Annotated in this window: 17 protein-coding genes; 8 read left to right on the top strand and 9 right to left on the bottom strand. The window is 66.2% G+C overall.

The genetic code is table 11. From position 1 onward, the window contains the following. Window position 1: 1 nt before the first annotated feature. A complete protein-coding gene (locus tag K9U15_RS13935; protein ID WP_087190612.1) occupies window positions 2–253 on the bottom strand; it encodes a type II toxin-antitoxin system Phd/YefM family antitoxin in 252 nt (83 codons plus the stop codon). A 268-nt stretch (window positions 254–521) separates the two neighbouring features. On the opposite strand from K9U15_RS13935, the gene K9U15_RS13930 reads away from it, so the two are divergent. From K9U15_RS13930 to K9U15_RS13915, 4 genes are all read left to right on the top strand, one after another. Then, entirely contained in the window at window positions 522–2,900 is a 2,379-nt protein-coding gene (locus tag K9U15_RS13930; RefSeq protein WP_161959474.1) for a molybdopterin-dependent oxidoreductase, read from the top strand. Then, a complete protein-coding gene (locus K9U15_RS13925) occupies window positions 2,900–3,259 on the top strand; it encodes a 4Fe-4S dicluster domain-containing protein (protein ID WP_301156399.1) in 360 nt (119 codons plus the stop codon). Before K9U15_RS13930 ends, K9U15_RS13925 begins: the two co-directional genes overlap by 1 nt. A 111-nt stretch (window positions 3,260–3,370) precedes the next feature. Beyond that, window positions 3,371–3,913 carry a hypothetical protein gene (locus K9U15_RS13920; RefSeq protein ID WP_096228357.1) on the top strand — a complete coding sequence of 181 codons (543 nt, stop codon included), beginning with the start codon at window positions 3,371–3,373 and terminating at the stop codon, window positions 3,911–3,913. A gap of 44 nt (window positions 3,914–3,957) precedes the next feature. After that, complete coding sequence (locus K9U15_RS13915) at window positions 3,958–4,182, top strand: hypothetical protein (RefSeq protein ID WP_096228356.1); 225 nt, start codon at window positions 3,958–3,960, stop codon at window positions 4,180–4,182. A gap of 24 nt (window positions 4,183–4,206) precedes the next feature. Here the strand turns inward: K9U15_RS13915 and K9U15_RS13910 are convergent, their stop codons facing one another. From K9U15_RS13910 to K9U15_RS13900, 3 genes are all read right to left on the bottom strand, one after another. Next, window positions 4,207–4,875 carry a TetR/AcrR family transcriptional regulator gene (locus K9U15_RS13910; RefSeq protein WP_123674243.1) on the bottom strand — a complete coding sequence of 223 codons (669 nt, stop codon included), beginning with the start codon at window positions 4,873–4,875 and terminating at the stop codon, window positions 4,207–4,209. A 111-nt stretch (window positions 4,876–4,986) separates the two neighbouring features. Then, complete coding sequence (locus K9U15_RS13905) at window positions 4,987–6,783, bottom strand: CocE/NonD family hydrolase (RefSeq protein ID WP_301156395.1); 1,797 nt, start codon at window positions 6,781–6,783, stop codon at window positions 4,987–4,989. Between the two features lie 49 nt (window positions 6,784–6,832). Further along, entirely contained in the window at window positions 6,833–7,375 is a 543-nt protein-coding gene (locus K9U15_RS13900) for a hypothetical protein (RefSeq protein WP_096228354.1), read from the bottom strand. A gap of 302 nt (window positions 7,376–7,677) precedes the next feature. On the opposite strand from K9U15_RS13900, the gene K9U15_RS13895 reads away from it, so the two are divergent. From K9U15_RS13895 to K9U15_RS13880, 4 genes are all read left to right on the top strand, one after another. After that, a complete protein-coding gene (locus K9U15_RS13895; protein ID WP_096228353.1) occupies window positions 7,678–9,165 on the top strand; it encodes a hypothetical protein in 1,488 nt (495 codons plus the stop codon). Beyond that, window positions 9,158–10,327, top strand: a complete 1,170-nt coding sequence (locus K9U15_RS13890) for an NAD(P)/FAD-dependent oxidoreductase (RefSeq protein ID WP_087190602.1) — start codon at window positions 9,158–9,160, stop codon at window positions 10,325–10,327. The genes K9U15_RS13895 and K9U15_RS13890 overlap by 8 nt, the downstream gene beginning before the upstream one ends. Window positions 10,328–10,455: 128 nt before the next feature. Beyond that, on the top strand, window positions 10,456–12,267 hold the full coding sequence (locus tag K9U15_RS13885; RefSeq protein WP_301156394.1) for an aryl-sulfate sulfotransferase: 1,812 nt from the start codon (window positions 10,456–10,458) through the stop codon (window positions 12,265–12,267). A 178-nt stretch (window positions 12,268–12,445) separates the two neighbouring features. Beyond that, complete coding sequence (locus K9U15_RS13880; RefSeq protein ID WP_123674246.1) at window positions 12,446–13,102, top strand: Crp/Fnr family transcriptional regulator; 657 nt, start codon at window positions 12,446–12,448, stop codon at window positions 13,100–13,102. A 16-nt stretch (window positions 13,103–13,118) separates the two neighbouring features. On the opposite strand, the gene K9U15_RS13875 is transcribed toward K9U15_RS13880, so the two are convergent. The 5 genes from K9U15_RS13875 to K9U15_RS13855 form a co-directional block, all read right to left on the bottom strand. Beyond that, on the bottom strand, window positions 13,119–14,615 hold the full coding sequence (locus K9U15_RS13875; RefSeq protein ID WP_123674247.1) for a helix-turn-helix transcriptional regulator: 1,497 nt from the start codon (window positions 14,613–14,615) through the stop codon (window positions 13,119–13,121). A gap of 402 nt (window positions 14,616–15,017) precedes the next feature. Further along, complete coding sequence (locus K9U15_RS13870) at window positions 15,018–15,359, bottom strand: oxidoreductase (RefSeq protein ID WP_123674248.1); 342 nt, start codon at window positions 15,357–15,359, stop codon at window positions 15,018–15,020. Between the two features lies 1 nt (window position 15,360). Continuing rightward, entirely contained in the window at window positions 15,361–17,598 is a 2,238-nt protein-coding gene (locus K9U15_RS13865; RefSeq protein WP_123674249.1) for a molybdopterin-dependent oxidoreductase, read from the bottom strand. Window positions 17,599–17,631: 33 nt separating this feature from the next. Beyond that, on the bottom strand, window positions 17,632–18,894 hold the full coding sequence (locus tag K9U15_RS13860; protein ID WP_096228347.1) for a CynX/NimT family MFS transporter: 1,263 nt from the start codon (window positions 18,892–18,894) through the stop codon (window positions 17,632–17,634). Between the two features lie 211 nt (window positions 18,895–19,105). Further along, window positions 19,106–20,421, bottom strand: a 1,316-nt coding sequence (locus K9U15_RS13855) for a class I SAM-dependent methyltransferase (RefSeq protein ID WP_301156393.1), incomplete at its 5' end; no start/stop codon positions are given.

Below are 20,421 nucleotides of genomic sequence, written 5' to 3'. Positions count from 1 at the left end.
ACTACCACTCAAGTCGGTCTTCAGAAAGGCAGTCCTCGGGTTTTTCCGCCATGCCGGCCCGCAGCGATTCGCTCATGCCGGGAATGCCGTTGAGGAAAAGCGTTTCCTCGATAGCCGCCCAATCGGATTCGCCGATAAGCACTGCCCCCTTCCCCTTGCTGTTCGTGATGGCGATGGGCGTGCAGTTCTCGTTCACCTGGGCGATGGTCTGGTAGATATTCTGCCGCAAAGCCGTTGCAGTGATCGAAGTCATGGCCTGTCTCCTTACCTCGTTTCTTTTGCTCTATAGTAGCGTACGCAATTACGTACGTCAAGGAACCTCGTCTTCATACCAAGGAGCCTCGCCTACCCCTTTTCCATCGTCCCTGTTCATCGCGTCATACCAACGTACTGATTCCCAATCTGCATACTCATCACGCGATAGGCTCATACCTATCGCGTGCTTTACTCGCTGGCAACCCCAGAGGGGAGGGCCGATTGGGGCGGACACCCGACAGGCCCGGAGACCGAGAGGAGTTGCGATGGTAGAGAACGCTGTCGCGGAGAAGGACCGCGACGAGATCGGCACGTCCAAGGAGGAGAACCAGTTCAACTTCGGCGCCGGCAAGAGGCAGGAAGTGGATCCTCGCTGGAAGCATCCGAAGCCCTTCCAGTACGAGGAGGACGGCATGGTGGTCACCCGCACCTCGGTGTGGAGCGCGCCGGGCTGCCACGAGGGCTGTGGCGTGCTGGTGTACTCCGACAAGGAGACCGGCAAGTTCATCAAGTGCGAGGGCGACCCGGACGACCCGTACAACCGCGGCGCGCTGTGCCCGAGGTGCCTGGCCTTCAAGCAGGTGGAGTTCCACCCCGACCGCATCCTGCACCCCATGAAGCGTGCCGGCGAGCGCGGGAGCGGCCAGTGGGAGCGCATCACGTGGGACGAGGCGCTGGAAACCTGCTACAAGGAATTCCGTCGCATCTCCATGACCTACGGCGGCGACTCCATCCACTGCCTGCGCGGCACCGCACGCGACAACCAGTGGCAGGTCGGCCGCATGGCGAACACGTTCGGCAGCCCCAACGAGTACGGCTTCCTGTCCGGCACCGCCTGCTACCTGCCCCGCCTGTCGCTCATGATCATGACCTACGGCGGCATGCTCATCGCCGACTTCTCGCAGTTCTCGGCGCTGCGCTACGACGACCCCGAGTGGGTGTGCCCCGAGTGCACCATCGTTTGGGGCTGCAACCCCACCATCTCCAACCCCGACTTCTTCATGGGACACTGGGTCACCGACGCCATGAAGCTCGGCTGCAAGCTCATCTCCGTCGAGCCGCGCGTCACCTGGCTCGCCGCGCACGCCGACATCCATCTGCAGCTGCGCCCCGGCACCGACACGGGCCTCGCTCTCGGCATGATCAAGGTCATCATCGACGAGGACCTCTACGACCATGACTTCGTGGAGCGCTGGACCTACGGCTTCGACGAGCTGGCCGAGCGCGCCCGCGAGCTGTCGCTGGACCAGGTGGAGGCCATGACGTGGGTCCCCAAGGAGAAGATCATCGCCGCTGCGCGCCTGTTCGCCACGTCCAAGCCGGCCAACGTCGTGTGGGGCCTCGCCGTGGACATGCAGAGCCAGGGCACGCCCTGCGCCGCCGCCATCGCCGCGCTGTGGACCATCACCGGCAACCTCGACGTGCCGGGCGGCATGTGCTACACCGCCTCCCCCATGGGCGTCGACCAGCCGTCCGCCGGCGCATGGGGCATCTACGACCTCATCAACGAGGAGATGCAGAAGAAGCGCGTGGGCTGGAAAGAATTCCCCATGTACCGCTACGGCCTCACCCAGGCCATGCCCGACATGTGCCTGGAGTATATGGAGGAGGGCAAGGTCAAGGGCGTGTGGATCCAGACATCCAACGGCATTGCCTGCATGAGCTGCGAGACCGAGCGCTGGTACCAGGCCATGAAGAAGCCGGAGTTCATCGCCGCCGTGGACATCTTCATGACGCCTACCATCCAGTCGTGCGCCGACATCGTCATGCCGGTGCAGACGTGGGCCGAGAAGCACTCCGTACGCGCCCACTACTACTTCCTGTCCGCTATCACGGGCGGCTGCGCGGCCGAGGGCGAGGCGAAGTCGGACTGCGAGATCAACCGCGAGCTTGCCCAGTACTTCGACAACGACGACGAGTTCAACCAGGCCATCGGCCGCCCCGAGGGCAAGCAGCACACCTGGCCGTGGGCGACCGAGGACGAGGTGTACGACGAGATCGTGAGCCCCTCCGGCTTCACGTTCCACGAGCTCATGGAGCACGGCCCGGTCTACCAGAAGTACGTGTACAAGAAGTACGAGAAGGGCCTCATGCGCCCCGACGGCCAGCCCGGCTTCAACACCCCCACGGGCCGCATCGAGTTCTACTCCACGCTGTTCGAGAAGTTCGGCTACGACCCGCTGCCCTACATCGAGGAGCCGGGCATCGGGCCCGTCACCACGCCCGACCTGTACGAGGAGTACCCGCTCATCATGATCACGGGCGCACGCACCACGTCGTTCTTCCACTCGGAGCACCGCCAGATCCCCTACCTGCGCCAGCTCACGCCCGACCCGTGGGTGCAGATCCACCCGCGCACGGCGAAAGACCTCAACATCTCCGAGGGCGACTGGGTGTGGATCGAGAACCACCGCGGCCGCTGCCGCCAGCGCGCCCGCCTCACCTTCGAGGTGCACGAGAAGGAGATCGCCGCGCAGCACGGCTGGTGGTTCCCCGAGCAGGACGGCGCCGAGCCGAACCTGTACGGCTTCCGCCAGTCCAACATCAACCAGCTGCTCGCCAACAAGCCCGGCACCACCGGCTTCGGCGCCGATCTGAAGTGCACGCTCTGCAAGGTGTACCGCTGCAAGGAGGAGGAACTGTAATGGCCATGAACGGAATTCTCGTCGACTACCAGTACTGCACGGGGTGCTACTCGTGCGAGGTGGCCTGCCAGGCCGAGCACGAGCTGCCGCTCGAGCAGTGGGGCGTGAAGGTCATGCAGAACGGCCCATGGCCGGTGAAGGACGCCGAGGGCAACGAGACGGATAATTACGTCTACGACTTCATCCCCGCGTTCACGAAGATCTGCGATCTGTGCGCCGACCGCCGGGAGAAGGGCAAGATCCCCTCCTGCGTGTTCCACTGCCAGGCCAAGTGCATGGAGTTCGGCCCGGTGGACGAGCTCGCGAAGCGCTTGGACGCCAAGCCGCAGCAGTACCTGTGGGTGCCGCCCTGCGCGTAGCGCCTTGAGCTGGGACGGCCGCCGAGCCGTCCCAGCTCTCCCCAAGATGCCGGCAGCCCCGAGCGACGGCCGGCATCTTGGGGAGAACCTCGGTTGAAAAGGAGACCGGCTGTGGACTACCAAAAGCTTGAAGAGGGCATCGAGAAGGCACCGCTCGCCTCGCGCCCCGCACTGGAACGCCTGCTGCTGTACGTGTCGGCAGGCCCGGACGTATCGCCCGACTACGCGCCGTACCTGGAAGGCTCGGCATCCTACCAGGACTTTTTCAACGCCATCTACGCCGACGACGCCCAGAAGGGCACGTCGGTATGGGCGGAGTGGGCGGCGCTCAAACGCAAGAGCTGGATCGGCCGCTTCGAACCCGTCCTGGCCGTGGAGAACCTGCGCCTCAAGGGCGACGGGCTGCCGGTGCAGTTCGGCACGGGCCTGTTCCTGGCCCCTACCGGCAGCCGCGACAGCATCGCGAACCTCTACGTGTTCGAACGTGGCGCGTTCAACGTGGAGGCGGCCGAGTTCGTCACGTCGATCGGCGGCACGTTCTCCTGCGCCGGCTACGACTTCGCCGGCATCTACGGCGTGTACAAGTACCGCGGCAGCGTGATACTCGAGCAATGGGAGGCCGAGCGGGACCCCGTGCCAGCGAAGAAGGGCTAGCGGCGTAGATCCGCCGCGCCGTGGCCGAGAAAGGAGATTCAGCCATGGGCCGCAAGAAGAAAATGACCCCCGCCCAGAAAGCCGCCGCCCGCCGGACGAGCACCGCCACGGCAAAGGCGATCGAAGCAGCCGAAGCGCCAGCCGAGCCCGCACCTGAGCGGCCCGAGCAGACCCCGCCGTCCCCCTCGGCAAGAGACGTGCTCGTAGGCGCTGCCGGCATCGCACTCGTAGCTGTCGCCGGCTACTTCTCCACAGCCGGTCTGGGCTAGCGCCGCGTCCGGAAACGGCTCCGCCTATCGGGCCGTTTCCGGACGATCGTCGCCTCCGTCCTCCCCTGCCGGCGCTTTAGCTCCGAACAGGCGCTCTTCAGAGAGCCGCGGAGCCTTGTCGCTCAGCTTGTAGTAGGCGGCGCGCGTCGAGTTCGCGATGCTCGCCAGCTCGTGCGCCTCCAGGTACTCGCTCTTGTTCTTCTCCTTGACGATGTAGCTCATGAGCCCGATGTAGGACGCGGTGAGCAGCTCGACGTAGTAGGGTCGCAGCCTGTCGCGCGGGGCGCGGTCGTCGTCCATCATCTGGTTGAGCTCCTGCCTAATCTGGTTCTGCAGGCGTACGGTGAAGTACGGGTCGCCGTGGGGGCCGATCAGCGCCCTCAAGACCCGCTCGTGCTCGATGCAGACCTCGAACCAGTTCTCCATGCACTCGAACGGCATGCCCGCTATGTCGCCCTTGTAGGCGTCCCCGTCGGACCGGTAGAGGCTCAACAGGCCGAGGAGCGTGCCCTCTATGCCCTCCAGCACGTCGATGGTGTCCCGGAAATGCACGTAGAAGGTCGACCTGGCAACGTTTGACCGCTCGACCAGCTCCTTCACCCGGATGGAGTCGTAGGGCTTCTCCTCCATGAGGTCGATGTACGTCTCGACGACAGCCCGCCTCGCCGCCGAGGCCCTCGAGCCCGAATCCATATCCGCACCGCCTTCCCTGCCCCGCGATCGTTCCCCGATTCTAGATCAGGCGGCGCCTCCCTGCAAAGGCAGGCGCCGCCGCCTCGCCTTATAGCTTGCCGCGGGCCCTGGCTAGAAGATAGGATGGCCCGGGTGCCTCCCCTCGTCCACGACGAACGGCTTAGAACGGTCGTAGCGCGGCCCTATGACGGGCACCTGCAAGTAGGACTCGTATTCGCCGCCCGTATGGATGATATGGCTCCCCCGGTTGTCCGTCTCCCACATGAGGGGCTCGATCCAATGCTCGTCGCGGAGGTAGCGCCCCGCAACCTGCACGCGGAGGATCTCGCCTTTGCGCCACAGGCGGCTCGTGGGGTTGATCTCCACGTCTATGGGGACGATCTCGCCGGCGGAGAGCTTCAGCTCCCTGCGGTGCGCCTGCACGGGCTGGAAGTCGCTCGAGAGCACCTCGTCCAACTCGCGGTGCGAGACCCGCATCTTTCCCCAGGCGCCCGGATGGGGCGCCGTGCCGTCGAATACCGTCACCGGAATCTCGGTCCCGTTCTCGTGGATCTTCTTCACGGTGACGAACAGGTCCATGTCATCGTGCCCGTCCGCCTCGACGAAGGCGTGGAGCTTCATATACCCCGTGAGCTCGGTGTCCTCCTCGAACCGGTAGTCGAACTCCGCGTTGCCCTCGTCGCCGTCATAGGAGACGGAGGCGGGCGCGGCCGGGCCCTCCTCTTCAAGGCTCATGGCCCCGGCGTTCAGGTAGAGCTTCCGGTACTCGGTCCTCGCCAGGGGAAACTCGCGCTCCGGACGCCTCGTTACATAGTCCTCGTCGTAGGCGTCCATCACGTCGATGCGCACCTTCGGGGTGAGCTCCCACCCGTTGTGGACGTCCTTGCAGTAGCGGTCGAAGAACGCCTTGAGCTCCTCCATATTCTGACGCGTGTAGAAATCGGGCCACTCGAACTCGCGGTGCACCCGGAGCCACTTCTTCTCCGAGGAAATCTTGCGGTACCCGTTGATAGAGCCGCGGAGGTGGAAATGGTTCCACCCGGCCGCCACGTAGGCGGGCACGGTGACCTTGCCGAAATCGGGGATCTTGTTCTCCCAGTAGGCGTTCATCAGGGGGTAGCGCAGGGCCATGGCCGCCTGGTCGTCGATGCCCTTGAGTCCGCAGGCGCCCGCGGTGGCGAAGCTGGTGAAGCGGACGCAGGGTATGCCCCCCTCGTAGAGCGACTCCCGGTACATGTCGCTCATGCCCTCCCACGGCGCGATGCAGGCGAGGTGGGGCGGCTGCTGCGCGGCGATGTGCCACTGGGTAATGGCCAGCGCGGAGGAGCCGGCCATGGTCACGCGCCCGTTGCACCAGGGCTGCTGCGCGGCCCACTCGACTACGTCGTAGCCATCTCTGGCCTCCTCCTCGCAGAACTGGTCGTGGAGGCCCTCCGAGTAGCCGATGCCGCGGGGGTCGACGTTGACGACCGCGTACCCGTTGGGACACCAGTAGAGCGGGTCGGCCGCCTCGAACTTCGCGCTGGGCGAGACGGCCCCGAACGGCACGCCCGGCGTGTAGCCCACGTCCTCGCCCGTGCGGAAATCGTTCGGGCGCTTCCCGTAATTCGACCAGGCCAGGATCGCCGGCACCTTCGCGTCCGAGTCCTGCGGCCTGAAGACGTCGCAGTAGAGCGTTATTCCGTCGCGCATCTTGACCGCCACATCCTGCTCGCACACGATGCCGGGCGCCGCCTCGTACGTGCGCTGGTTGAACGCGCAGGGCTTGGCCAGCTGCTTTTCCTCGTCGGACAGGACCTCCCACTCCTCGAACGTGACGGGCCTCAGCTCCTTCTGGTAAATCCTCTCGATCCTCTCGCCCTTGATGGTGGTTTCGAGGGTGAACCGCTCTCTTTCCATCGGCATCATAGCATCTCCCATCTAGTCGCACGTAACAGTGTTCTCGGCCTCGCCAACCTCAAGAAAGCGCGCCCTCCACGGCGCCTTCCGCCGGCTTCTGCGGGGAAGGCCCGCTCGGATCGAACCCGCTTATCGCAGAGGCGAGCCTCATCGCCAAGGGCAGCGTCACCAAGATGACGAGGTAGCCCGCGCCCAGCAGCGGCGGGTACACCATCATCCAGATCCCCACACAGGCACCCAGGCCCAGGGATTGCGCGTTCGTCATCCAGACGCACGAGACGCTCACCAAGGTGATGAGGGTGAAGGCGAGGACGAGGCTGCTCACGATATGGGTGACGACCTTGTTCTCGATATGCAGGACAGCGCACAGCTTGCGCCCCCAGGAGAGCGCAGGGAAAAGGTCGCCCACCACATAGCCCGCGCAGAAGCTCATGAGAAACGAGACGCCGAAGCCCAACAGGGTGAAGATTGGCAAAGACTCATTACCCGGAATGCCCTGTACGGTTGAAAGAATAATCACGCTCAGAACAACGCACATGACCATGCACATCACGATATTGAGAACACGTCCGAACCCACCCGGCCCTTTGAAGATCATCATTTCCTCCTTTGCTGCTTTCGGTTTTGGCTCGAAGCTTCGATAGCATCATTATGCTCGGCAGAAACCTTTTCGACATGGACGCTCGGCCGAGGAGTGTCCGATTATCAGCCTCTCGGAACAAGGCGACCGCCATGCGTCCTCCTTGTCATGCCGTTCGCCATCAGCCGGCCATGAGAAATCGCGATGGCAGGCAGGAAAAGTGTTGCCACGCCAACAGGCTTTGCCGGAGCGCGCATGGCTTAATAGGAGGCATAGGAACGGGGCCCCGAAGCGAGCAATTGAATAGAAAGGCGGTGTTTGCCTTGGCTCATCAGCGGGTTGACGGCAAAGACAAGCGGTTCGCTTTGCAGTTCTACGGCACGCAGGGATTCGCGGCTCTTCCGATCCTTCTCTACATGATCATTGCAGCGATCATCTCCATCGGCATACGCTACTACGGCATGGAGGCGCTCATCTTCGCCTCGGTCATCGGCTTGCTTGCCGGATTCTTCCTTTGCCGGAACAAGCTGGAGTACTGGGCCTCGTGCGTGCGCGGCCTCACCCAGTTCGGCAATGCGAACCTCATCTTCATCTTCATCATCATCGCCGTGTTCGGCAAGGTGCTCGTCGCCGGCGACATCGGCGGCGGCCTTCTCTGGATAGGCCTGAACTGCGGGCTGCAGGGAGGGGCCTTCGTCGTTCTGGTGTTCGTCGGCTGCGCCGTCTTCGCCACGGGATCGGGCGCCCCGTTTCCCGCCTTGCTGGCGCTCGTGCCCATCTTCTACCCGTCCGGCGTCATGCTGGGGGCGGACCCGACCGTGCTCGTGGGAGCCATGATCAGCGGCGTGTTCTTCGGCGACGCGCTCTCCCCCAGCTCCCAGGTCATCCATGTGACCATCAACTCGCAACACGACCCGGGAACGGGCAGGCCGGCCGACCTCGTGGAGGTGATGAAGGCCCGGTCGCCCTACCTCGTGGCCATCGCCCTCGTCTCCGCAGCGCTTTTCTTCCTCCTCGGCGGCGCCGGCGCGGCAACCGTCTCGCCGCAGGAGCTGGCCGGCATGGCGGATGCCCGCGGCCTGTTCATGTTCGTCCCCATCGCGCTTCTGCTGGCCATCTGCGTAAAGACCCGCAACCTGCTCATGGGCGTGAGCTGGGCCATCCTCGCAGGCGTTGTCCTCGGGCTTGCGAGCGGCCTCATGGAGCCCGCAGCGCTCGCCTCCTTCGACTTCGCCAAGCAGCAGATGCACGGCGTGTTCATGGACGGCGTGACCAGCTCGGTGAACCTCGTGTTCGCCAGCATCCTCCTGTTCGGCATGATCCAGATCGCCGTCGAGGGCGGCATCTTGGAGAAGTGCTGCGACTTCCTCATGGGCCTCAAGATGGCCAAGAGGCCGGCGGGCGCCGAGGGCATCGTCGCGCTGGGCACCGGCGTCATCTGCTGCCTGCTTTCGGGGTCCGAGCTGCCCACCGTCATCATGTTCAAGGACGTGGTGGAGAACATAGGCCAGAGGTCGGGCATCTCGGCGAACCGCCGGAGCATCCTGCTCACCGCCATGGCCACGAACATCCCGGCCATCGTGCCCGTGAACTCCATCTTCATCATGGGCTCCATCACCCTCGTGGCGGGCCTGGCCGGCGCCAACCCGGCGCTGCCCCTCGTGGCGCCCGTCCCGATATTCACCTGTTGCTTCTATCCCCTGATGCTGGCCGCGGTCTGCTTCGGCTGGGTCGTGTTCGGCTGGGGACGGAAGGCCACGGCATGCAAACCCGCAATCGAGAAGAAGGACCTGGTGGCGAACAATGGCTGAGACGTACGACATGATCATCGTGGGCGGGGGTGCCGGAGGGCTTTCGGCCGCCGTCTACGCCGGGCGGGCCGAGCGCAAGGCGCTCCTCATCGAGAAGGGGAGCTACGGCGGGCGCATCAACGAGACGCGCGAGATACGCAACTACCCGGGTACGATCGGCGACACCGGGATCGGGCTCATGGAGAAGTTCAAGGCCCACGCGCTCGCCTTCCCCACCAACGAGCTCAAGCGCACCACGGTCACCGGCATCAAGCAGCTGGACAACGGGAACTTCCTCGTGCAGACGAAGCGGCGCGGCGACTTCGAGACGCGCTGCGTCCTGCTGGACCTGGGCACGAAACCGCGCGTGCTGGGCATACCCGGCGAGCAGGAGTTCGCCGGCCACGGCGTGGCCTACTGCGCCACCTGCGACGCCGAGATGTTCAAGGGCAAGGAGATCTACGTGCTGGGCGCAGGCGACCAGGCCATCGAGGAGGCCGACTACCTCACGGGCTTCGCGTCGAAGGTGACGGTGATCGTGCTGCACGAGGAGGGGCATCTCGACTGCAACGAGGTGGCCGCCGCAACGGCGTTCCGCAACCCGAAGATCGACTTCGTGTGGAACTCGACCCTAGAGGAGATCAAAGGACGCGACGAGGTGGAGGGGCTCGTCATCAAGAACGTGGTGACGGGCACGTCGAACGAGGTGGAGACGGACGGCATCTTCTTCTTCGTGGGCATGATACCGCAGACCGAGCTGATTCGCGACCTGGTGGAATGCGACGACAAGGGCTACATCGCGGTCAACGAGAAGAAGGAGACCAGCGTGCCCGGCATCTACGCCGTGGGCGACTGCACGCAGACCTTCCTGCGCCAGGTGGTCACCGCGGCAGCCGACGGCGCCATCGCGGCGACGGCCAGCGAGCGCTACGTGAAGGAGAAGAAGCAGATCGACTCCCTGCTCACGCCCGACGCGGGCAAGGTGGCGTTCGTCTTCTACGACCCCTACGACAGCGAGCAGATAGAGCAGGTGTCCGCGCTGGAGGAGAAACTGCGCGGCGAATGGCGCGTCGAGCGCCAGGACATCACCCGGCAGTCGCTGCTGTACGGCCGCCTGGGACTGCACGCCTCCCCCGCAACCGCCTTCTACTTCGGCGGCAAGCTGATGGGAACGGAGGTGTAGGCCCGGCAACCAGCAGGAGCGCCGATCGCCTCGCGGGCAGGCTTTACGCCCCCTCGGGGTGATCGGGACGAACCGAACGATGAAAACGACCAAGGCAACCAGAAGCGACGAAAACGGAGGAACGAACCATGGGTCAACCGAGCGTATTCCCTCACGGCACCACCATCTACAACCCCGAGAAGTGCTGGAACGGGTACACCATCGTGCCCCTCATCAACGACGGCGTGCTGCTGTTCGACATGAACGGCAACGAGGTGCGGCGCTGGAACATGCAGGCCATGCCGCCGAAGCTGCTGCCGGGCGGCTACGTCATGGGCTATGCAGGCACCCGGCATCCCGACTACGGCATGCAGGACGGCGTGAACCTGCAGGAGATCGACTACGACGGCAACATCGTGTGGCAGTTCGACCGCTTCGAGAACATCGACGACCCCGGCCGCGACCACCGCTGGATGGCGCGCCAGCACCACGACTTCCAGCGCGAGGGCAACCCCGTGGGCTACTACGTGCCGGGCATGGACGCCAAGCCGCTCGAGGGCAACACGCTCATCCTCGCCCACCAGACGCTGCACAACCCCAACGTCTCCGACAAGAAGCTGCTCGACGACTGCATGTACGAGGTGGACTGGGAGGGCAACATCGTGTGGAAGTGGTCCATCACCGACCACTTCGACGAGCTGGGCTTCGACGAGGCGGCGAAGAACGTGCTGGCCCGCGACCCGAACATGCGCACCTCGGACGGCGGCGTGGGCGACTACCTGCATGTGAACTGCATGAGCTACCTGGGACCGAACAAGTGGCACGACCAGGGCGACCTGCGCTTCAAGCCCGACAACATCATCTTCGACTCGCGCGAGGCCAACATCCTGGCCATCATCGACAAGGAGACGGGCAAGATCGTGTGGAAGATAGGCCCCGACTTCAACGCCACCCCAGAGCTGAGGAAGCTCGGCTGGATCATCGGCCAGCACCACCTGCACATGATACCGAGGGGCCTGCCGGGCGAGGGCAACCTGCTCGTGTTCGACAACGGCGGCTGGGGCGGCTACGGCGTGCCGAACCCCGGCTCGCGCGACGGCTCCAAGAACGCCCTGCGCGACTACAGCCGCATCATCGAGTTCGACCCCACCACGCTCGAGATCGTGTGGAAGCTCACGCCGAAGGAGCTGGGCCACGCCATACCCACCGATGCGAGCAAGTTCTACAGCCCCTACGTGTCGAGCGCCCAGCGCCTGCCGAACGGCAACACGCTGGTGGACGAGGGCAGCGACGGCCGCTTGATCGAGGTCACGCCCGACCACGAGATCGTGTGGGAATGGATCTGCCCCTACTACAGCCACAACGACGAGGGGCCGCGCAACAACATGGTCTACCGCGCCTACCGCTACCCCTACAGCTACGTGCCGCAGGAGCCGGTGCCGCAGGAGGTGCCCGTGGAGCGCATCGACAACGCCACGTGGCGCCTGCCCAACGCCGGCGCGTTCGGCGCCAAGACGGTGGTGGACGTGGAGGGCACGCTGCCCTACTACCCGGACGTGGCCCTCTGCGTGGCCACGGACGACGAGGCCGACCTGAGCCTGCGCGAGAAGGTGTTCTCCGTGGACACCGACGTGTTCGTGCCCGTCGATACCATGGGCGCCTGGAACGACGAGGTGCTGAAGGCCGAGGGGAAGCCGGTGCTCGTGCTGTTCGGCGCCGAGCGCTGCGTGCACTGCAAGGCGCTCCACCCCGTGCTGGAGGAGGCCTTGGGCGAAGAGTACGAAGGCATGTTCCGGATCCGCTACGTTGACGTGGACAAGAGCCCCGAGATCGCGAAGGGCTGCCAGGCCCTCGGCATTCCGGTGGTGGCCGTGTTCAACCAGGGCAAGGAGGTGTTGCGGTTCGCCGGCGAAAGAGATTATGATGACGTCTGCGAGCTGCTGGACCGCGCGCTCGCGTAAGAAGGCCTGAATGCGAAGCGGCGGCCTCGCACCCGCGGGCCGCCGCAAGGCCGCCGTCCCCGCCGCAAGGCGGCAAGCTGCCGGCGGCCCGCCCAACGAGAGGGGTCTGACGTTGATCCGGAACGAGCTTGGGAAGCCCTTCGCCCCCGCACCCCCTTCGCCGGGGGGCTGGGGCTCCTTGGAGCGGGACGCCGCAGGACTGCCCTCGTTCGCCAGCTCCTGCCTGGCGCATCCCGTGTACGGCGACCTCCTGCGGCGCCAAACGTACAAGACGGCCGAGACGGTCCACGCGCAGGGGACGCCCATCAGGGAGTTCGGCATCGTGACCGAGGGGTGCCTGAAAACGGCACGCTACACCGTCGACGGCCACGAGCTGTGCAACGGGTACTTCGAGAAGGACGACGTGTTCCCCGAGCTGCTCTACTTCACCGGCGAGAAGGTGTATACCTACAACCTGCTGGCCGTGAGGAAGACCATGGTCATGTGGCTGGACACGTCGTTCTTCGAGCTGATGTTGAGGACGGACAGCCAGATGCTGTACCGCTTCATGCTCTACTTGTCGAAGCGGGGGCTGAAGAACCAGATGCTTCTGTGCTGCCTGCGCTACCAGACCATACGGGAGCGCATAGCCTTCTGGGTGCTGTGGATGGACGACATCGCGCAGGACGGCTTCGTGGAGCTGCCCTCGTCCCAGACGATCTGGGCGAACGAGCTGCGCGTCTCCCGCCCGTCGCTCAACCAGGAGGCCAAGCGCATGGAGAAGCAGGGCTACTTCCGCATGGACGGCTGCCGGCTGGAAGTGCTCGACCGGGAGGGCCTCGAGCTCTTGCTGTAGCCGTTGCTGCAGGCTTTCAGCGCATGAGGCGCAAGCGCTCCTCCACCAGGTCGATGAGCTCCTGCTGGGCGTGCACGCCCACCTTCTGGTAGATGTGGTACACGTGCGTCTTGACCGTGTGGTACGAGATGTGCAGGTCCTTGCCGATGCGATCGGTGCTGTAGCCGCGCACCAAGAGCTCCATGACCTCGCGCTCGCGCGGCGACAGGCCGTAGCGCAGCACGATGGCGTCGTGTACGCGCCCCACCGTCTCCTCCGGCACATGGGCGGCCCCGCCCGCCGCGTCGCTGTACCTCCACACGTAGCGCGTGAGCATGGCCACGATGGCCACCACCAGCCCCACGCACACGGCCGGCAGCAGCACCCTGAGCGCGTCGTCGGTCATCAGCATGCCGTAGCCCGCGGCCCATCCCAGCACGAGGCCCGCAAGCTGCGGGTAGCGCCCCGTCGCCCACGACTTCGCCCCCGGCAGCCGGTTGGCCGCGATGATCTCGCGCAGCCGCACCACGTTGAGCACGTCGTAGGTGGTGAAGCACATGACCAGCAGGCTGCAGCACAGCACGAGCCCGAAGGGGTTGCTGAACGGGAGCAGGAGCAGCAGGAACGCCGCGATGGGGAACAGGAGGGTCAGGAGCACGCGCACGGACACGCGGTCCTTCAGGAACACGCTGTACAGTACGAGGAAGATGCCGGGCACGCACAGCGACAGCCAGATGAACTCCAGGCTGTTCGACATGATGCTGAGCGATATGCCCAGGCAGTACGCAAGGCCGAACACCACGCTCAGCAGGAACAGCTCGCCGCGGAAGCTCAAGAGGGCCGCCACGGCCGCGTTGCCGGCATCCGGAGACGGCACGTCCCCGCGCGCGGAGGGGGCGCGTGCGGCGTCCGGGACCTCCTCGGGCTGGCGCAGCGGCGCGAAGGCGGCGATGCACACCACGAATACCGTCAGCACGAGCCGGATGCCGTCCTGCAGGCCCAGCAGAAGCAGGTAGAAGAACCCCGAGAGGAAGAGCGCGAGCGCGTTGACGGCGCAGAACCTCCCCTGCCCCGCATCTTGCAATCCGCCGAAGAGGCGCAGGAAGGCCGCCGCCGTGCCGGCGCCCATGAGCAGCCATACGGCGAGGACCACCGGGAGCGCCACGGGCACGCCGGCCCGCGCGAGCGCCGACACCACGACGATCGATGTTCCGGATGCCGCCGAGAAAAGCGCCAGGAACGGCGTGCGCTCGAGGAACGCCGCCGTGCGCAGCAGCGAGACCGCCACCATGAACAGCGCGGCCCCCAGGAAACCGAACCCCTTCTGCAAGATATCGAAGCGCACGAACGCGTCCGAGGAGACCACGAACACGTCGAGCGAGTAGGCAAGGTACAGCCATATCCAGTAGCACGACACCGCGACGGTCGGAAGCACCTGCCATTCGTGCACGAGCGAGTCGGTTGACGCTCCCCGGCCGCCGGCAAGACCGTGCAGCGCGCGCGAGACGCGCCCCTTCGGTTTCCGCTCCTTCACCTCGCACCCCCTTCTGCAAGGCCGCCGCACCGGGTGCCCCCAAGGCGGCACGGGGTGCGAGCGACGGGCTAACCTGAGTCGCTACCTCATTGTTTTACCTGATCACAAGCATATTCTAACAGTTCTTCCAACGTCGCTCCCGGAGGGGTTGCCCGCGGGGTCCCCTGCTCCCCGAGCACGCGGCGCCCCGCCTCCTGCAAGGCGCCGCACACGGTCGCCCCCGTCGCCGCGTCGACGGCCGGTCCGCCTTCCTCCCCATCCCGCATCGCCAGCCTCCTCCGCCGTTTCCATCGCCTTGCCGTCTCGCCCCACGGCCACCCTCCCCGCCGGGCCCCGGGGCCCCGACGCGCGCCGTATCGGGCGCGGGCCGGGGCGGAGAGGGGGCCTGAACGCCGCGCCGCGTCAGCGCAACGCCACGATCGCCTGCTTCGCCTTGGCGCCCAGCTTGCCCGCCAGCTCGTCGAGCGGGCCGTACTCCAGGCACTTCGCCTGGCAGTGCTTCACGCACGTGGGCACGCCGCCCGCCGCCGTGCGCGCGGCGCACAGGTCGCACTGGTCGGTGAACGCCGGCTGGTAGCCCACCTGCCAGCGGTCGTTCTCGGGCCCGTAGCTCCACGGCCCCACCTCGCACACCACCACGCCGCACTGGCCCTGCGGGAACCCGTTCTCAACCGCGCACGCCATCTCGCACGAATGGCATCCCGTGCACCACTCGTAGTCCACCAGCAGCCCGTATTCCGCCATGTCACTCGCCCTCCTTCATCTTGTACACCTTGCACAGGTTCGTCTTGTAGTTGCCGCCGAAGCCGCTCTTGCCGTTGCCCCAGGGTATGAGGTTGTTGATGCACAGGTCCCCGATGTCGTAGAGGTTCTCGGGGTCGCCCTCGGGGTTCCACCAGCCGTGGTCGGCCGCCACGATGCGCGGGTCGAAGATGGGCGTCTCCTTCACGCGGCGCTTCGCGCGCCCGAGCATGTTCTCCACCCACACCCAGTCGCCGTCCGCCACGCCCAGCTCGGCGCACGTCTCGGGGTGGATCTCGATCCACGGGTCGGGGTGCATGGCCAGAAGGCGCTTGGCCTGGCGATGCTCCGAATGGAAGAACGGCCAGCGGCGCGCGCCCGTGCACAGCACGAGCGGGTACTCGTCCAGGAGCTCGGGCGTGGCCAGGGGGCCGGGCGCGGGCTCGTCGAACACGGGCAGCGGGTCGAGCCCGGCGTTCTTGTAGTACGTCGACCACAGCTCGATGCGCCCCGTGGCCGTGTAGAAGCCGGGGCTGCCGTCGGGGCGCAGGAGGCCCTTCTCGTGCTTGCCGTACTCGAACGGCAAATACACCGGCGCCGCCTCGCGCAGCTCGGGGAACGTGATGCCGGAGGAGGCGATCATCTCGGTGAACATGTCCTCGACGTTCTCCCACGGCCACGCCTCGGGGGCCAGGCGGCGGCCCAGCTCCAGGTTCATCTCCATGTCGGACTTGCACTCGCCCACCTGGCACACCTTGTTGATGGCCTCGGCGCGCTGCGCGCCGTCGCCCAGGCGCACGCCGTCGCGCTCGGGGAACATGGCCGCCGGCAGCACCACGTCGTAGAACGCCATGATCGTGGGCGTCATGAACAGGTCGGCGCCCGCCACGAAGTCCAGCTTGCGGAAGCACTCCGCCACCTCGGTGGAGTTCGCCGACATGCAGGCCAGGAAGTTCGACGTCTGCACCCAGGCGGCCTTGATGGGGTACGGCCTGCCCGTCTTCATCGCCTCGACGGTGGTGTTCGGGTGCGCCGCCTGGAAGCCCAGGCGGAACAGCGAGTACTTGTCCAGGCCGAGGCGCTTCTCGTTCTGCTCGTCGCCCAGAAGCTCGAAGCCCCAGCCGCCGCCGTAGTTCAGGATCTCGGGCGGCACGATGATGCCGCCGGGCACCTCCACGTTGCCCGTCACCTGGAAGAGCGCCATGATGGCCTGGCCGGCCGGCAGCGCCTCCTTCGTCATGTCCACGGCCACGCCCCACTGCAGCGTCGCGGGCCTGCTCGCCGCCAGGATGCGCGCGGCTTTGCGGATGCGCTCGGCCGGAACCCACGTGGTGGTCTCGGCGTACTCGGGCGTGAACGGCTGCACGTGCTCGGAGAGCTCCTCGAAGCCGTAGCACCAGCGGTCGACGAAGTCGTGGTCGTACAGGTCCTCGTTGATGATGACGTTCATCATGGCGAGCGCCAGCGCGGCGTCGGTGCCCGGGCGCACCGGCAGGTGCACCTCGGCCTTGGCGGAGAGCCACGTGACCTTGGGGTCGATCATCACGATCTTCATGCCGCGCTTCATGAGGTCCACCACCCAGTGGCCGAAGAAGCCGTCCGAGTTGGCGATGAGCGGGTAGTTGCCCCACACGAACATGGTCTCGGGCATCTGCCATGCGGGGTTGTCGTAGCGGTCGGGGAACTGCTGGGCGCAGTCGGCCACCCAGAACGCGCCCGTCGTGGCGATGCAGCCGGCCACGCGCGGCAGGTAGCACGCGTTGCCGGAGAAGATGTTCACGAAGTTCGGCGAGCCGAACGACCAGCACAGGCGTGTGATGTACGGCGCGATGTCGCGCCCGGTGCCGCACGAGAAGATGACGGACTCGGGGCCGTAGGCCTCCTTCACCTTGTTGAGCTCACAGGCGATGAGGTCGAGCGCCTCGTCCCAGCCGATGCGCTCCCAGCGGTCGCGGCCGCGGTCGGCCTTCGCGCGGCGCAGCGGATGCGTGAGGCGCTTCGGGTTGTTCACCATCTCGGGCAAATCCAGGCAGCGCACGCACAGGCGCCCCTCGTTGAACGGGTTCTCCGGATCGCCCTCCACCTTCACGAGCTCTCCCTCGTCGTTGGTGTAGAGCAGCACGCCGCAGCCCAGGTGGCACCCCGGTCCCGACCAAGCGCTCCCGCGCGTGACCGTCAGGTCGCCGTCCCGGTACGTGTAGGGATTCTCGTGCTTCACGAACCGGTAGTCTCGCTCCTCCATAGTCCTCTCCTTTCCTCGTTCTTCTCGTTCTTTCTAGCGACTGGCGGTTTCCGCCTCGGCCGGATCCGCGGGCGCGTCGGCGGACGCCGCCGCCTCGGCCGGGTCCTTCAGGAACTTGAGCAGCGCCAGGCAGGCCGCCACGCCCACGATGCCGATGCCCACGAGCAGCATGATGGCCGCGCCCCAGCCGGACGTCTCGATGAGCGTGCCGATGGACGCGTTGCCGAACCCGCCGATGGAGCGGCCGAGCGCGATGACGCCGAACGTCGTGCCGATGTAGACGGGCGCCACGGCAGCCGACGGCGCGATGGGCCAGATGACGGCCGGCACGAGCTGCAGCACGATGCCGGTGACGATCATGACGGCCACGGTGGCCTGCGGCGGCACGTTAAAGGCCAGGATGGCGATGAGCGCCGTGAGCACCATGCTGGCCACGAGCAGCCAGATGCGGCTCTTCAGCCTCACCACCTTGTTGAGCACGGGCGTCATGAGCACCACGCCCAAGATCATGCCCACCGTGATAAGGCTCGAGTACAGGTTGGAATCCTCCAGGCTGTAGCCCAGCTCCTCCATGCAGTACGTGGGCGCGAACGTGGACACGGCGTACATGATGAACGCGAACATGGCGAACACCACGGCCAACAGCCACGTGGAGGGCGACTTCATGCCCGCGACCAGCGATATCTTCGGCGCATCCTCCGCCGCGTAGCCGTCGGGCGCCTTCACGAATACCAGGTACAGCACGGCGGCCGCCACGAGCAGCGCCGTGGAGAGCCACCACACGTTCGTCCACGTGCCGGGGTCGTCGGCCGCGATGAACAGGTTGGCCCCCGTGAAGATGGCGAGCATGCCGATGGGCACCCACCCCGACCAGATGGCCATGGGCGCGCCGCTCTTCTCGGGCGGGAACCACATGGCGATGATAGCCGGCACGGCCACGCCGATCAGCGCGAAGCTCAGGCCCTCCACGAAACGGCTGAACAGCAAGAGCTCGATATTCGGCGCGAACGACCCTATCAGGCTGCCCACCGCCGCCGAGAGGATGGCGAACAGGCCCACCTTCTTCGGGCCGAACCTGTCGGTGAGCCCGCCCGACGGCAGCGCGAGCACGAGACCCGTGACGGTGGGCACCGTCATGAGCCAGCCTCCCAGCGCCGGCCCGATCCCCAGGTCGGCCATGAGCAGCCCCATGGTGGGCGGCACCTTGAACATGTTGATGGCGATGGCCACTGCAGCCAGCATTCCCACGAGCGTGACGATCCAGCTCCTCGCCGATGACGGCCTTCGTGCTTCCATAAACCCCTCCTTCTCCCGTTTTCCTTCGGTTCGTCCTGCGGCCCTCTTGCGGGCCGCGGCTTGCCGAGGACTCTAGGAGCCGGGCGAGGGGGTGTAATCGGGAAAAAGCGCGTATTAGGGGCGCGAGGGCATCGGAAAAAACGTAGTAGGAAGGTCCTATCAGGCAAAACCGCCCGCCGCAGACGCGACGGGCGGTTTTTTCGCGAGGGGGCTAGGCACGCCTCACAAGGTAGCACTGGTGGATCTTGGGGTTGCGCTCGAAGTCATGGGGGATCGTGGACGCCGTGATGTCCTGCAGGGCCACGCCGTACTTAGCCAGCGCCTCCACATCGGGCCTGAACGTGCGCAGGTTGCACGAGAACACGGCCTCGCCGCCCTCGGTGAGCAGGCGCGTCACGCCGATGAGCAGCTCCACGTGGTCTCGCTGCACGTCCCACGTGCGACTGCCCATGGCCTTCGAGTTGGAGAACGTGGGCGGGTCCACGAAGATCAGGTCGTAGCGCAGGGGCTTGCGGCGCGTCTCGGTGATCCAGGCCATGACGTCGGCGCGCTCGAAGGAGTGCTCGGGCCCCGAGAAGCCGTTGCCGGCCATGTTGCGCCGCGCCCAGTCCAGGTAGGTCTGCGAGAGGTCCACCGTCGTCGTCTCCACCGCCCCGCCTCCGGCCGCATGCACGGTTGCCGTGCCCGTGTAGGCGAACAGGTTGAGGAAGCGCTTGCCCGCCGCCTTCGCGCCTACGAGCTCGCGCGTGGCGCGGTGGTCCAGGAAGATGCCCGTGTCCAGGTAGCCCGACAGGTCCACCTCCATGAGGTAGCCGTCCTCGTCGATCTGCGTCACGTAGCTGCGCCGGCCGGCATCGCGGTACTGCGAGCCGCCCTTGTCGCGCCGGCGCGTCTTGGCGAACACATGGTCCGGGCGGATGCCCAGCGCCACGGGCGCCAACGCCAGAACGTCGTCGAAGCGCCGACGCGCGTGGGCAGGGTCGACCGAGGAGGGCGCGGCGTACTCGGCGATGTGCAGGTACGTGTTGCCCTCGGCCTCGCCAGCGCCCACGTACACGTCGATTGCCACGGCGTAGTCGGGCAGGTCGGCGTCGTAGACGCGGTAGCACGAGATCCCTTCGCGGCGCGCCCACTTGCGGCGCTCCTTGGCAACCTTGAACAGGCGGGACGAGAACTGCTCGGAAGCGGGTTCCAGCACCTCCACGCGGTGCTCGGCGCCGCCGGCGGGATCGGGCACCACGACGACGGCCGCCTCGGCGGGCGGCGCGTAGAACACGAGCGCCTCCGTGGCCACGCGGTCGCGCCCGAACTCGACGCGCGCGCCCGGCGCCGTGCCGAAGCGGTCTTCCACGGCCTCGCTGCCCGCCACCGCGAACACGGAGCCCGCCGGGGCCGCCGTGGCGGCCGCCACGAACGCGGCGGCGTCGGCCTGGGCGCTCGCCTCCGACGAGCGCTCGCGGGCGCCCAGCACGCGCTCCACGAGGCATCCGGAGGCCTCCGCCCCGTCCGTTACGCCCGCCGTTTCCC

It is taken from the genome of Gordonibacter sp. RACS_AR68, from assembly GCF_030418485.1.
Taxonomy (GTDB): domain Bacteria; phylum Actinomycetota; class Coriobacteriia; order Coriobacteriales; family Eggerthellaceae; genus Gordonibacter; species Gordonibacter urolithinfaciens.
This window is presented reverse-complemented; position numbering and strand designations above follow the sequence as displayed.